The sequence below is a fragment of the Pseudomonas peradeniyensis genome (assembly GCF_014268935.2).
GTDB lineage: Bacteria > Pseudomonadota > Gammaproteobacteria > Pseudomonadales > Pseudomonadaceae > Aquipseudomonas > Aquipseudomonas peradeniyensis.
Window position 1 is genome coordinate 606,490 of sequence record NZ_JABWRJ020000002.1, and the last position, 12,402, is coordinate 618,891.

13 protein-coding genes are annotated in these 12,402 nt (G+C 62.6%); 7 read left to right on the plus strand and 6 right to left on the minus strand.

Annotation, left to right across the window (positions count from 1 at the left end):
- The first annotated feature begins 1,053 nt into the window (after window positions 1-1,053).
- A complete protein-coding gene (locus HU751_RS12255; protein ID WP_011535689.1) occupies window positions 1,054-1,284 on the plus strand; it encodes a hypothetical protein in 231 nt (76 codons plus the stop codon).
- A gap of 207 nt (window positions 1,285-1,491) precedes the next feature.
- Here the strand turns inward: HU751_RS12255 and HU751_RS12260 are convergent, their stop codons facing one another.
- The gene (locus HU751_RS12260) at window positions 1,492-2,088 is read right to left on the minus strand and encodes a transglycosylase SLT domain-containing protein (RefSeq protein ID WP_186735384.1); all 597 of its coding nucleotides are present in this window, start codon (window positions 2,086-2,088) and stop codon (window positions 1,492-1,494) included.
- Between the two features lie 204 nt (window positions 2,089-2,292).
- On the opposite strand from HU751_RS12260, the gene HU751_RS12265 reads away from it, so the two are divergent.
- Both HU751_RS12265 and HU751_RS12270 read left to right on the plus strand, forming a co-directional pair.
- Complete coding sequence (locus HU751_RS12265; RefSeq protein WP_186735386.1) at window positions 2,293-3,360, plus strand: helix-turn-helix domain-containing protein; 1,068 nt, start codon at window positions 2,293-2,295, stop codon at window positions 3,358-3,360.
- Window positions 3,341-3,826 carry a PIN domain-containing protein gene (locus tag HU751_RS12270; RefSeq protein ID WP_186735388.1) on the plus strand — a complete coding sequence of 162 codons (486 nt, stop codon included), beginning with the start codon at window positions 3,341-3,343 and terminating at the stop codon, window positions 3,824-3,826. Before HU751_RS12265 ends, HU751_RS12270 begins: the two co-directional genes overlap by 20 nt.
- A gap of 25 nt (window positions 3,827-3,851) precedes the next feature.
- Here HU751_RS12270 and HU751_RS12275 read toward each other — a convergent pair whose 3' ends face one another.
- Window positions 3,852-4,280, minus strand: a complete 429-nt coding sequence (locus HU751_RS12275; RefSeq protein ID WP_186735389.1) for a hypothetical protein — start codon at window positions 4,278-4,280, stop codon at window positions 3,852-3,854.
- A gap of 42 nt (window positions 4,281-4,322) precedes the next feature.
- Window positions 4,323-5,363 carry a DMT family transporter gene (locus HU751_RS12280; RefSeq protein WP_186735391.1) on the minus strand — a complete coding sequence of 347 codons (1,041 nt, stop codon included), beginning with the start codon at window positions 5,361-5,363 and terminating at the stop codon, window positions 4,323-4,325.
- Between the two features lie 235 nt (window positions 5,364-5,598).
- On the opposite strand from HU751_RS12280, the gene HU751_RS12285 reads away from it, so the two are divergent.
- Window positions 5,599-6,372, plus strand: a complete 774-nt coding sequence (locus tag HU751_RS12285) for a carbon-nitrogen hydrolase family protein (RefSeq protein ID WP_186735393.1) — start codon at window positions 5,599-5,601, stop codon at window positions 6,370-6,372.
- Window positions 6,373-6,374: 2 nt separating this feature from the next.
- Here HU751_RS12285 and HU751_RS12290 read toward each other — a convergent pair whose 3' ends face one another.
- From HU751_RS12290 to HU751_RS12300, 3 genes are all read right to left on the minus strand, one after another.
- Window positions 6,375-6,665 carry a type II toxin-antitoxin system RelE family toxin gene (locus HU751_RS12290; RefSeq protein WP_186714182.1) on the minus strand — a complete coding sequence of 97 codons (291 nt, stop codon included), beginning with the start codon at window positions 6,663-6,665 and terminating at the stop codon, window positions 6,375-6,377.
- The gene (locus tag HU751_RS12295) at window positions 6,655-6,894 is read right to left on the minus strand and encodes a type II toxin-antitoxin system RelB/DinJ family antitoxin (protein WP_186714181.1); all 240 of its coding nucleotides are present in this window, start codon (window positions 6,892-6,894) and stop codon (window positions 6,655-6,657) included. Before HU751_RS12295 ends, HU751_RS12290 begins: the two co-directional genes overlap by 11 nt.
- Window positions 6,895-6,985: 91 nt before the next feature.
- Window positions 6,986-8,473, minus strand: coding sequence for a methylenetetrahydrofolate reductase C-terminal domain-containing protein (locus HU751_RS12300; RefSeq protein ID WP_186735395.1), 1,488 nt, complete (start codon window positions 8,471-8,473; stop codon window positions 6,986-6,988).
- 143 nt (window positions 8,474-8,616) lie between these two features.
- Between HU751_RS12300 and HU751_RS27295 the strand changes: the two genes are divergently transcribed.
- The 3 genes from HU751_RS27295 to metE all read left to right on the plus strand — a co-directional run bounded on the left by HU751_RS27295 (window position 8,617) and on the right by metE (window position 12,375).
- Complete coding sequence (locus HU751_RS27295) at window positions 8,617-8,976, plus strand: transposase (protein WP_075043813.1); 360 nt, start codon at window positions 8,617-8,619, stop codon at window positions 8,974-8,976.
- Between the two features lie 8 nt (window positions 8,977-8,984).
- Window positions 8,985-9,818, plus strand: a complete 834-nt coding sequence (locus tag HU751_RS12305) for an IS3 family transposase (protein ID WP_437181043.1) — start codon at window positions 8,985-8,987, stop codon at window positions 9,816-9,818.
- A 268-nt stretch (window positions 9,819-10,086) separates the two neighbouring features.
- Window positions 10,087-12,375, plus strand: a complete 2,289-nt coding sequence (gene metE, locus HU751_RS12310) for a 5-methyltetrahydropteroyltriglutamate--homocysteine S-methyltransferase (RefSeq protein ID WP_186735839.1) — start codon at window positions 10,087-10,089, stop codon at window positions 12,373-12,375.
- Window positions 12,376-12,402: the final 27 nt, after the last annotated feature.

A 12,402-nucleotide genomic window follows, 5' to 3' on the forward strand; every position in this document is an offset into this window, starting at 1 on the left:
CAAAGCCACAAAGCCGTTGTTCGTATCCGCTCTGGCCGATTGCTTCCCTTCGTGAAGGGAAGCATTGGGGCGTTTTCTGCCGGTCCTTACCTAGTATTTGACGCGGGTGTAGGTAGCTCTCACTGGATCCTTCGCAAGTCCCGATTCGATTCCACTGAAAGCCATAACTAGCTGATTTGTTTATAGACACCCTATGAGGTACATCAAAAAATCCACCAAATTCCAGACCCGCGAAGACCGGGCCCTCACGGCCAAAAACCGTCCGTCTGTCTCCGCACCAGCCCCCAGAAGTCACCGCAGTCCTTGCAGTGCGGGCGTTTTGTTTCTAACCATCTCAGCAGGCCTCATCAATGACCAGATATAGCTAACCTGGACGTGTCTGCTGTGACATGGCTGCTGTACGCAGAAGACCATCTGGTCTACCGAGTTATCTTTTCCTCAGTTCGCCAATCTGCGTACAGCTGCCACCCTCACCACTCAGAACGCAATTATATCGAGTGCGCTTTCACCATGGCAGCAGTACGTGGGACACCTCAGGTGTGCCGGTCCTTTTCGTCCCGGTCGGCCAACCCACGTACTGTTGCCACCTAGCCCCTCCGTGCAATCCATTTCCTACGTTTTCCATCGCTATTTCCTAGCCCCAAGAACCTTGCACTAGAAGCCCCCAAGGAATAAATTCCCTACCAGTCGCGGCAAATTCCGCGACCGGGTTTGGCGACCCGGATAAACTTGGCGCAGCAGCGCCCCACACGATTGCAGGCGCTTTTTTTGCGTCCGCAGCCTCGTGCCATGGCGGCTGTGCGCGGGAGACCTTCGGGTCTGCCGGGTTCCAAGTTCCCGGTTCGCCAACCTGCGTACAGCTGCCACCCATTGTTTGGCGACAGTGCGTGGTGGTTCCAACCTAACTTGGAGTCTCATGCATGACCATCACACGTCTGTACAGGATCCTCGCATCCGCTCTCCGCCGCCCAACCCCCGCGGCCACCCCATCCCCAACCTTCTACCCGATCGACAGCCACTCCCTCGCCACCCGCGCCAACCGGGAGGTGCCCCATGCCTGACCATGAACGCCTGTCTACTCTCCAGAGCTACGTCTGGACCCTCGAACTGCTCGGCGAGGCGCTGGTCCAGCATGACGAGGTGCTGGAGTGCGAGCACAACCCGCAGCTGAGCTTTCGCAACACGGCGGGGATCCACCAGGCGATCCGGATCATCAGCCGGTTGGCCAGCGAGCAGTTTGGCAAGCTGGAGGCGATGAAGGAGGAGAGTGTTTCTGGGGATTGATGCTGTGGGATTTTGGGGCCGCTTTGCGGCCCTTTCGCGGCACAAGGCCGCTCCTACAGGTACGGCGCTGCTTTGAGATTCTGCGTAGTCCTGTGGGGCGGTGCGCCCATGCTACTTGCCCGCGAAGGGGTGCAAAGCAGCCTCGTTAGTGGCGATGAAGCGCTAACTGAGTAGGCCAGCATTTTCAAATCACGCCTGCGTCAGGCCCTACCAGAACCACCCACCCCGCGCGAGCTCCTGCTCGCAACTCCGATACTGCGCACCAAACACCGAAGCCCGGGCCTGGACCTTCTGCGAGACGTTCTTCAGCCACGGCTTGGCGTCGTAGCTGCGGTTGCGGTAGCCGCCCCAGCCTTCGTGGTAATTCAGGTACTGGCCATAGGCGTCCCACTTGGACACGCCGTTGACCTGCTGGCTCTTCTGCATGTACCAGCCCATGAAGTCGATCGCGTCGGCGAAGTCGTCGCGGGCGGCGCCCCAGCCGCCGGCATCGCGCTTGTAGTCGGCCCAGGTCTCGTCCTTGGCCTGGGCGTAGCCGTAGGCGCTGCTGACCCGGCCCCAAGGGATGAAACCGAGGAAGTAGTAGCGCGGCGGCAGGGCGTCGTGCTTGAACGAGGACTCCTGGTACATCATCGCCATCGGCACCTGCACCGGCGCACCCCAGCGCGCCTGCATCTTCAGCGCCGCCTCGTGCCATTTCGGCTTCTCGCGGAAGATCTCGCAGAGGTTGTCGGGGTTGGCCGGGGGCTTGGTGGCGCAGCCGGCAAGCAGCAGGAGCAGGGCTGGCATCAAGAGCCGAAGCATGACGGGGTTTCCTTTGGCAGACGTCGGGGGCGCAGGTTGTTGGCGCTTTATACAGGCTTTGGGGAGGCATATGAATCAGGGGGCTGTTGCGCGATGCCGAGCTGGCCACGGTAGGGCGGTCGTCGCCCATGGCTCGACGGGTAAGTGTATCGGGTTTATATTTCTTTGAAATTTTATGGAATCGTAAACCGAGGGAGACAGCCGATGATCGGCGAGCGGCTTAAACGTGCCCGCGCTGCTGCTGGCCTGTCGATGCAGGCGCTAGGTGATCAGGTGGGCGTGAGCGCCAACATGATCAAGAAGTATGAACATGACCAGAGCATGCCCAGTTCCGGCGTGCTCGTGCGTCTGTGCAAGGCGCTGTCGGTGCGCGCCGAGTACTTTTTCCGCCCTGCCAAGGTCGAGCTGGCGGGTGTCGAATATCGCAAGCGTTGCAGCACGCCCAAGGCGATCCTCAAGCGCATCGAGGCCGATGTGCTGGATCAGGCGGAGCGTTGGCAGGAGCTGATCAATCTATGGCCGGATTATCCCGTGCAGGCGTTCAGCGCGCCGGCAGGGCTGCCCGCACAGTTGGATTCGCTGCAGGCGGTCGACAGCCTGGCGGACCAGGTGCGGCAGCTGTGGGGGCTGGGGGCGAGCCCGATTCCCGATTTGATCGACGTGCTGGAGACGCATGGGATTCTGGTGATCATCACTCAGGTCGATGCACAGGCGAAGTTCGATGGCTTGCAGGCCAGCGTGGCGGGGCAGCCGGTCATCGTGGTGTCGGCGGACTGGCCGGGTGACCGGCAGCGCTTCACCCTGGCCCACGAACTTGGTCACTTGCTGATGCACGGTCGGTTGGCCGAAGGGCTGGACGAGGAAAAGGCCTGTAACCGTTTCGCCTCGGCATTGCTGGTACCGGCCAGCGCCATGCGGCAGCATCTGGGCAACAAACGCCACATGTTGGAGGTGCGCGAGTTGTATCTGCTCAAGGCGGAATTTGGCCTCAGCATGCAGGGTTGCCTGTATCGCGCTGGCGACCTGGAGATCATCCAGCAGGCTGTGCGTGAGCGGCTGTTCATGGTCTTCGTCAAACAGGGCTGGCGCAAACAGGAGCCAGGGGCTGCGTACCGGCAGGAAACCACACGGCTGTTCCAGCAACTGGTCTACCGCGCGTTGGGGGAGGGGATTATCGGCGAGTCCAAGGCGGCGGAGCTGCTGGGCATGACGGTCTATCAGTTCCACCAGGCGCGCAAACTGGAGTTACTGGATGCAGTTGCTCATCAGTGATGCCAACATCCTGATCGACCTTGAAGAGGGTGAGCTGCTGGCCCAACTCTTCACGCTGCCTTACCAGTTCACTGTGCCGGATATCCTCTATTTCGATGAGCTTGAAGCCCAGCATGCGCATCTGCTGGGCCTGGGGCTCGAGCTGGCTGAGCTCAACCCTGCCACCATGCTCTATGCCGTGGAGTTGGTTGGCCGGGTCAGGGGGCCTAGCCGTAACGACTGCTTCGCATTGGCGCTGGCCAGGCAGGAGAAATGCCCGCTGCTATCCGGGGACGAGGCGTTGCGCAAAGCGGCTTTGCTGGAAGAGGTTGAGGTGAAGGGCACGCTCTGGGTGGTTGAGGAGCTTGTTCGAGAAGAGGTGATCTCTGTTGACCAGGCCCATGAGGCCTATCGACGGATGCGGGCGAATGCACGGCGGCTGCCCTGGGCGGTTGCTCATCAACGTCTGGATGAGTTCTATCGATAGCGGCTGAAGTGCTCCCCGAAAAGCCCTAACTCCCTGACCCCAACCATTCCACCCGCTCCCTCAGTTCATCGAGCGCCATCTGGACGCGCTCGTCCTGGGCATTGTCCAGGCTCAGGAACAGGGAAGCTGCATCGGCACGGTTGCCGGATGTATCGAGGGTGTCGTAGGCCCAGATTTCCACCCACGCCCGGGTATCGTCCACCGATTGGCTGAGGCGCAGCGAGCCATCGGCAAGCAGCGCATCAAAACGCCGCTTGGTCATGCCGTAGACGGGCTGCGCGGGTGCGGCCAGGAGCGTTTGGCTGGCCAGGGCTGTTTCACCGGCCAGGAAAACACCCTGGCCGAGAGCTGGTTCAGCGGAAATTGCGACTTTGCGTTTCACCGGGGAGCGTAGGTAAGGCCGAGCCTGTTTGAACAGCTCGGGCGCGCTGGCGCTGAAGGCATAGGCCTGCACCGCGCCGTTGTGCTGGTTGGCATCAGCAGCTTGCAGACTGGCTCAGTGCCTATGCCGATGATGAACATCCGGAAAATGCGCATGGCTATGTCGAATCGGCGCATGCACATGCGGGTGGCTGTGCGGCTCGGTACCGTCCCACTCGAAGTCGTGCTCATGCCGATGGTGCTCATCGTGCGTATGCCGGTGGCTATGATCGAGGGGCTCATGCTGATGCTCGTGAACATGGTTCTCCAACAGGTGAATCCACACACCCAAGGCCATCAACGCCGCAGCGAGCAGAAACATCACGGACACCGACTCACCCAACATCAGGATCGCGACCGCAGCCCCCAGGAACGGCGCCGTGGAAAAATACGCCCCGGTACGCGCACTCCCCAACCCGCGAAGCGCCAGGACGAACAGCACCAGGCTGACGCCGTAGCCGAGAAACCCAACCAGCAGGATCGACCCCAGCGTGCCCAGGGCCGGCAGTTGCGAGCCGATGGCCAAGGCCAGGCCGCTATTGACCACGCCCGCTGCCAGGCCTTTGCTGCCGGCGATGAACAGCGCGTCCGAGGCAGAGACCTTGCGGGTCAGGTTGTTGTCGATCGCCCAGCAAAGGCAGGCGAACGCCACCGCCAGCGGGCCGATCCAGTCATGGGCGGTCGCGGTCTCCTGTGGCCATGACAGCACGATACCGCCCAGGACGATGGCAACCATGCCGATCACGATCCGGCGGTCGGCGTTTTCCTTGAATACCACCCACGCCAGCACTGCCGTAAGAACCGACTCGAGATTGAGCATCAACGATGCAGTGGCCCCCGCTGTGCGAGTGAGCCCGAACATCAGCGCCACAGGTGCAAGCACGCCGCCGAAGAGGATGGCACCCAGCAACCAGGGCCATTCTCCGGCAGGCAGCCCGGGCCGCTGCCAGCTGCGATCGCGCACCAGGCGGACGAGGGTCAGGCCGACGCCGCTGCCCAGGTAGAGCAGCCCGGCCAGCAGGATGGGCGGGGTATCGACACCCAACAGTTTGGCGAGCGGTGTGCTTGCGCCGAACAGCGCCGCTGCAACCAGCGCGTAGAGAACACTCAGATTCATGATGGGGTTGTCCTGTCAGGCTCATTGCGTGCAGGGGAGCATCATAGCGTTGCCGGGATATGCGTTATGTGAAGAGTGGACTCACGTCCGGCTGGATGCTGGGGCGCCCTGTGGCCCAATCACGGGGCAAGCCCGCTCCCACGCAAACGCCTCCAGGGTTCTCGTATCGTTGATGCCGATGTTGTCTTCTGGATAACGGTCAAGCAGAGTCTGCCTACCTTGTCAGGAGACGCCCATGCCATCAGCCGTTTTCGCCGCCGCCCAATGCGCCATTCGTGATGGCGACATCCCCGCCAACCTGGCCTTGCACCTGGCGTTCATGCGCCAGGCCCATGAGCATGGCGTGGAACTGTTGCTCTTCCCCGAACTGTCGCTCACGGGCTACGCCCCCACCCTGGCCAGTGGCCTGGCGCAGGACCTGGACACGCCGCTGCTGGCGCCACTGCGCCAGCTCGCCCAGGAAGCGGGCATGACCACGGTGGTCGGGATGCCGCTCAAGGTACCGGGCCAGGACAAGCCGCGGATCGCGGCCTGCATCCTCCACCCGGATGGCTCGATTGCGGTCTATACCAAGCAGCACCTGCATACCGGCGAGGACGTGTTCTTCAGTGCGGGGAGCGGCGGTGAGTTGTTGTCCGTTTCCGGGCTGTCCGTGGCCTTGTCGGTGTGTGCCGATTTCAGCCATCCGGAGCATGCCGCCCAGGCGGCGCAGCGCGGTGCGCAGGTGTACGCGACGGGTGTGCTGATCGGAGAGGGTGGGTATCCGGCGGATAGCGCGTTGCTGCAGGGTTATGCACAGCGGCATGCCATGGCCGTGCTCATGGCCAACCATGGCGGCACTACGGGCGGCTGGGCGGCGGCTGGGCGCAGCGCGTTCTGGGACGAGCAGGGGCGGTGTGTCGTGACTGCTTCAGGGGCAGGGAATCGGCTGTTGGTTGTTTCTGGGCAGTCGGGCGAATGGCAAGGACGCGAGGTGTTCGTGTCTCTCGATGTCGCGGAGTCAGCCTGAAATCACTTGGCTAATCGCTCGGCTGCTTTGCGGTAAACCTGATCCCGCTCACGTTTATCCACGGCGATCACGAATACCACGACTTCCTGGTCGATGACCTGATAGATCAATCGATATCCACTGCTGCGCAGCTTGATCTTGTAGCAGTCCGGGAAGCCATGCAGACGGTTGGCTTCGACCCTCGGGTTGAGCAGCACGGTTGCCAGCTTCTTCTTGAGCTGTTGGCGAATGGTGTCGCCGAGCTTCTGCCATTCCTTGAGTGCGCGCGCATCGAAATCGAGGTTATAGGTCATCCAGCGTTACCCTTACCCTCTGCGGCGCGGCCAGGCGTTCGCGGACCGTGGCGAGCAATGCTTCGTCCTCTTCGGTCAGCAACACGGGTTTGAACGGCAGTTGCCCGCGCTCAGCGACGTATTGCAGTGCCTGGCGCATCAGCTCGGAAGGGGTTACACCGAGTTTTTCCAGCTCACGGTAGGCGCGCACCTTGAGTTCGTCGTCGATACGCACATTGATGGACGCCATGCTTGCAGTCTCTTTGTAATGACAGTGGTCTGTACAATGAGGCAAAGCAGTCGGTTGGGCAAGGGTGGCAACGAGCTTACCGACAGGCGTGTTACTCGTTGAACTCCGGAGCGACGTCGGGCTGCAGGGAGGGCGATTTCGAGGTGACCGCTTCGAACCACACCGGCCACGAACTGCGATGCCGGTTCTCCACCTGCACGCAAGGAATCAACCGCTCGCGCAATACCTCGGTCCTGCCCACGCTCACCGCCAGCCGATACTTGGCACTGTGCACGCACTCCCGGTCGCCAAACTCGCAACGGTCCAGGCTGGTCCCGCCGCAGGGGCCGTTCGCCAGGCCTTTGGGGCAGGTCTCGGGGCAGATGTAGAGCGTGTCCTCCAACCGACAGCTGCCGCAGGTATCGCACCCCACCATCGGGCGTTTGATGCGCCGCTCCAGCTGATGCAGCCACTGTGCTGCGGTGGGGTTGGCCCACAGCGGCCGGGTCACGGCCCAGCCGAAGGCCTTGCTCAAGGTCGTGGTGCGGCTGAACAGCTGATGGTGCATCGCCGACAGCAGGTGGTAGCGAACCTTTTCCTTGTTGGAGGCGGTGATCTGCCGTTGCCCGAAGCGCCAGGCGTGCCCGGGTGGGTGGAAGGTGACCGGCGTCAGGCCAGGTGCCTGCCAGGCTGCTTCCCAGGCCGTGGTCCAGTCCTGCAGTGAGGTGAACTGCGGCTGCAGCGTGTCGATGGCCTGCTCCAGCGCCTCGAACTGAGCCACCTCGTGGATACCGGACAGGTGCACGCCGGCATAGCCCATCAATTTCAGGCCGATCACCTGCAAGGCCAGGCGATGGTTGGCGCGTTCCCTGGCGTAGGCCTTGGACACCGCCGTTTCGGCGGTCAGCAGCGCGCGCATCGATGGCGTGACGGTCACCCCGGCAACGTGATCGAGCATCCCGGCGCGGCCTTCGGTCAGCGCCATGATGCAGGCCATCAGCGGCTTGGGCCGGGGCTGGCGCTGCATCCAGTCGAAGGCTTCCTGGTGTTTGTCGATATCGAAACCGAGCTGCAGGATCAACAGGTCGGCGCCGGCAGCGAGTTTCTTTTCGGCCTTGCAGTACTGCGCGCCGCCTTCGGCTTCCTGGTACTTGAACGGGTTGAGCGCGGCGGCCAGCAGCCAGTGGGGGCGGGCCTGGCGGACGATCTGCAGGGCGGCGACGGATTCCAGGTAGCGCACCGGCCGTTCGCCCGGGTTGTGGCCGGGCAGGCGGTCGCCGGTGAGCAGCAGCAACTGGTCGAGGCCGGCGGCGTTCATGCGCTGCAACTGGGCCAGCAGGTCGCGGCGTTCGCGGTCCTTGCCGGAGAAGTGCAGCAGGGCGGGGACGGGCTTCGCGAGGCTGCTGAAGGCCTCCAGCGGCGACATGTCCAGGGCGCTGCCGACGCGATCGCCGATGGCCACGGTCAGCGGCCAGCCGCACAGCCGGGTGCGCGCCATGAGGGTTTCGAGGGTGGCGAAACGCTCGGCGCCGGGCTTGGGGACGAATTCCAGGATGCAGGCGAAGGCGTTGGCGTCCAGGGTCGTTTTCAGCAGGCTCATGGGGTGCGGGCTACCGGGTTGGGGCAGGGTGGCAGTGTGCGGCAGATTGGTGGGTGGGGCATGTCTGATTGCGCGGGGGAATGTGTTGATTGAGACATCCTAGGCGACCCAGTCCCCTGTAGGAGCGGCCTTGAACTGGCCTAATGATTTTGGACACCTTCATCGGGCGCTATGATGGCGCCCAATTGGAGGCAAAATCAGTGCGTAAATCTTATTCAAGAGAATACAAAGTCCAAGCTGCCGAAATGGTGCTGGACGGTGGGCAGTCAGTTCCTGAGGTCTGTGCCGCCCTTGGGCTGGGCCCTACCGCGCTTCGCCGCTGGGTTGACCAGGTACGTGAAGAGAGAGCCGGCAAGGTTCCGGCTGGAGCCAAAGCGATCACACCCGAGCAGCAACGAATTGAAGAACTCGAAGCGCTGGTTCGGCAAAAGGATCGGGATATCGAAATCCTAAAAAAGGCCAGTGCTCTCCTGCTTCGGGACTCCAAAGATCGTTCTCGCTGATCAACGAGCTGAGTGAGCAATACCCTGTTGTCGACTGCTGCCGCGTGCTTGGGGTTAAGCGCAGCAGTTTCTATGCGTGGCGCAAACGGCAAGGACGTGAAAAACCGGCCAGAGATGCGCTACGCCTGCTGGTAATCAAGCACTTCAACGCATCGCGAAGTGCTTCTGGCTCGCGAACCCTGGCGCAGGAATTGCGGCATGAAGGCCATGAAATAGGACGATACAAGGTGCGTGCGCTAATGCGCGAAGCTGGCCTGAAGTGCAAGCAGCGCAGGCCGCACCGCTATCGGTCATCAGGGGCAGAAGCGTTGATCGCCGAGAATCAGCTGAAGCGCAATTTCAAGGTTTCGGCGATCAATGAGGTTTGGTGTGGTGATGTGACCTATATCCAGGTTGGCAGGCGCTGGCTGTACCTAGCCGCCGTGATTGACCTCTATGCCCGTCGCGTAGTGGGTTGGGCATTCTCGATGATTGCAGATGCCAACTTAGCTTGTAACGCCCTGCGCATGGCAGCTGAATCGCGGGGTAGGCCGGCGGGCGTAATGTTTCATTCAGACCAGGGCTGTCAGTATACCAGCCATAAATTCAGAGCCGCGCTCGATGAGTACAACTTGAACCAGAGCATGAGCCATCGAGGCCAATGCTGGGATAACGCTGCCATGGAGCGATTCTTCGGAGCATTGAAATCAGAATGGGTGCCGGCAGAGGGTTACGAGACCGAAGCGCAGGCACGAGTGGATATCCAGGCTTATCTGATGCGCTACAACCTCAAGCGCCTCCACAGCTACAACGGCTATGAAACGCCAGTAGCCATGGAGGAAAAACTCAAGGCAGCGGCATGAACCTTAACCGGTGTCCAAAATTACTTGACCAGTTCACCTTGTGCCGCGAAAGGGCTGCGCAGCAGCCCCAGGATTTCAGTGTTGATGCAAAGATCGCCGGGGCCGCGTTGCGGCCCTTTCGCGGCACAAGGCCGCTCCTACAGGGTTCGATATTCCTGCCAGCCATCATGAGGAAATTTTTAGTTCATCTCAAATTTAATGAGTTTGTCTCACCTTCGCCTCGCGCCCAGAATGCCCTCATTCATTTCAAGGCTCGAGGGACGACAACATGGCACTGGCACACAACCTGGGGTTTCCGCGCATCGGCCGCGACCGCGAGCTGAAGAAAGCCCAGGAGGCCTTCTGGAAGGGCGAGCTGGACGAAGCCGGGCTGCGTGCCGTGGGTCGTGGCCTGCGCGCCGCGCACTGGCAGGTGCAGAAGGCCGCCGGCATCGAGCTACTGCCGGTGGGCGACTTCGCCTGGTACGACCAGGTACTCACCCACTCGCTGACCTTCGGCGTGATCCCCGAGCGCTTCCGTGCCAAGGACGGTGCCAAGCCGACCCTGCAGACCTTGTTCGCCATGGCTCGTGGCATCAGTGACAACTGCTGCGGCGGCGCCCACGCCCAGGAAATGACCAAGTGGTTCGACACCAACTACCACTACCTGGTCCCCGAATTCACCGCCGACCAGCAGTTCGCCCTGAGCTGGGAGCAGCTGTTTGAAGAAGTTGAAGAAGCCAAGGCCCTGGGCCACGCGGTCAAGCCGGTGCTGATCGGCCCGCTGACCTACCTGTGGTTGGGCAAGACCAAGGGTGCCGACTTCGACAAGCTCGAGCTGCTCGATCGCCTGCTGCCACTGTACGACCATATCCTCAACCGCCTGGCCGTGCAGGGCGTGGAGTGGGTGCAGATCGACGAGCCGATCCTCGCCCTCGACCTGCCGCAGGACTGGAAGAACGCCTACGAGCGCGTCTACAACATCCTCCAGCGCGCCCCTTTGAAAAAACTGATCGCCACCTACTTCGGCGGCCTGGAAGACAACCTGGGCCTGGCCGCCAACCTGCCGGTCGATGGCCTGCACATCGACCTGGTGCGCGCCCCGGACCAGTACCCGACCATCCTCGACCGCCTGCCGGCCTACAAGGTGCTGTCGCTGGGCGTGGTCAACGGCCGCAACGTCTGGCGCTGCGACCTGGAAAAGGCGCTGGACGTGCTGCGCCATGCCCACGAACGCCTGGGTGATCGCCTGTGGGTGGCACCGTCGTGCTCGCTGCTGCACAGCCCGGTGGACCTGGCGCGTGAAGACCAGCTCGATGACGAACTGAAGAGCTGGCTGGCCTTCGCCGTGCAGAAGTGCCAGGAAGTGGCGCTGCTGGCCAAGGCGCTCAACCAGCCCGAGGCGGCCGATGTCGTCGAGGCGCTGGCGCAGAGCCGCGCCGTGCAGCACGCCCGCGCCACCTCGCCGCGCATTCACAAGCCGGCGGTGCAGGCCCGCGTCGCCGCGATCAAGCCCGCCGACAGCCAGCGTGCAACCGCCTTCGAGCAGCGTATTGCCAAGCAGCGTGCCGGGCTGAACCTGCCAGCCTACCCGACCACCACCATCGGTTCGTTCCCGCAGACCTCGGCGATCCGCCTGGCGCGCCAGTCGTACAAGCAGGGCAAGCTGACCGAGGCGGATTACATCGAGGCCATGCACAGCGAGATCCGTCATGCGGTGCAGATCCAGGAAAACCTCGGCCTGGATGTACTGGTGCACGGCGAGGCCGAGCGCAACGACATGGTCGAGTACTTCGCCGAGCAACTGGACGGTTATGTGTTCACCCGCTTCGGCTGGGTGCAGAGCTACGGTTCGCGCTGCGTGAAGCCGGCGGTGATCTTCGGCGACTTGAGCCGCCCGAAGGCCATGACCGTGGACTGGATCAAGTACGCCCAGGGCCTGACCCGCAAGGTGATGAAGGGCATGCTGACCGGCCCGGTGACCATGCTGATGTGGTCCTTCCCCCGCGAGGATGTGAGCCGCGAAGTGCAAGCCCGTCAGCTGGCGCTGGCGCTCCGCGACGAGGTGGTCGACCTGGAAGCCGCCGGCATCAAGATCGTGCAGATCGACGAGGCCGCCTTCCGCGAAGGCCTGCCGCTGCGCCGCAGTGCCTGGCCGCGCTACCTGGAGTGGGCCACCGAGGCCTTCCGCCTGTGCGCCTCGGGCGTGCGTGACGAAACGCAGATCCACACCCACATGTGCTACAGCGAGTTCAACGACGTGATCGAATCGATCGCGGCGATGGATGCCGATGTGATCACCATCGAGACCTCACGTTCGGACATGGAGCTGCTGGAGGCCTTCGAGCGCTTCGACTACCCGAACGAGATCGGCCCGGGGGTGTACGACATCCACTCGCCACGGGTGCCGAGCAAGGAGGAGATGGTCAACTTGCTGCGCAAGGCGGCCCGGCGAATTCCGGCCGAGCGCCTGTGGGTCAACCCGGACTGCGGCCTGAAGACCCGCGCCTGGCCGGAGACCGAAGCGGCGCTGGTGAACATGGTGGCGGCGGCGCGGGCGTTGCGCGCCGCAGTCTGAAAACCGCGCTGGCTCCCGATGCGGCAG

Bases quoted from the DNA above. Each gene is read 5' to 3' on its own strand.
- HU751_RS12255 (WP_011535689.1), top strand. From the start codon at position 1,054: ATGCCTGACCATGAACGCCTGTCTACTCTCCAGAGCTACGTCTGGACC.
- HU751_RS12260 (WP_186735384.1), bottom strand. From the start codon at position 2,088: ATGCTTCGGCTCTTGATGCCAGCCCTGCTCCTGCTGCTTGCCGGCTGC.
- HU751_RS12265 (WP_186735386.1), top strand. From the start codon at position 2,293: ATGATCGGCGAGCGGCTTAAACGTGCCCGCGCTGCTGCTGGCCTGTCG.
- HU751_RS12270 (WP_186735388.1), top strand. From the start codon at position 3,341: ATGCAGTTGCTCATCAGTGATGCCAACATCCTGATCGACCTTGAAGAG.
- HU751_RS12280 (WP_186735391.1), bottom strand. From the start codon at position 5,363: ATGAATCTGAGTGTTCTCTACGCGCTGGTTGCAGCGGCGCTGTTCGGC.
- HU751_RS12285 (WP_186735393.1), top strand. From the start codon at position 5,599: ATGCCATCAGCCGTTTTCGCCGCCGCCCAATGCGCCATTCGTGATGGC.
- HU751_RS12290 (WP_186714182.1), bottom strand. From the start codon at position 6,665: ATGACCTATAACCTCGATTTCGATGCGCGCGCACTCAAGGAATGGCAG.
- HU751_RS12295 (WP_186714181.1), bottom strand. From the start codon at position 6,894: ATGGCGTCCATCAATGTGCGTATCGACGACGAACTCAAGGTGCGCGCC.
- HU751_RS12300 (WP_186735395.1), bottom strand. From the start codon at position 8,473: ATGAGCCTGCTGAAAACGACCCTGGACGCCAACGCCTTCGCCTGCATC.
- HU751_RS27295 (WP_075043813.1), top strand. From the start codon at position 8,617: ATGATTTTGGACACCTTCATCGGGCGCTATGATGGCGCCCAATTGGAG.
- metE (WP_186735839.1), top strand. From the start codon at position 10,087: ATGGCACTGGCACACAACCTGGGGTTTCCGCGCATCGGCCGCGACCGC.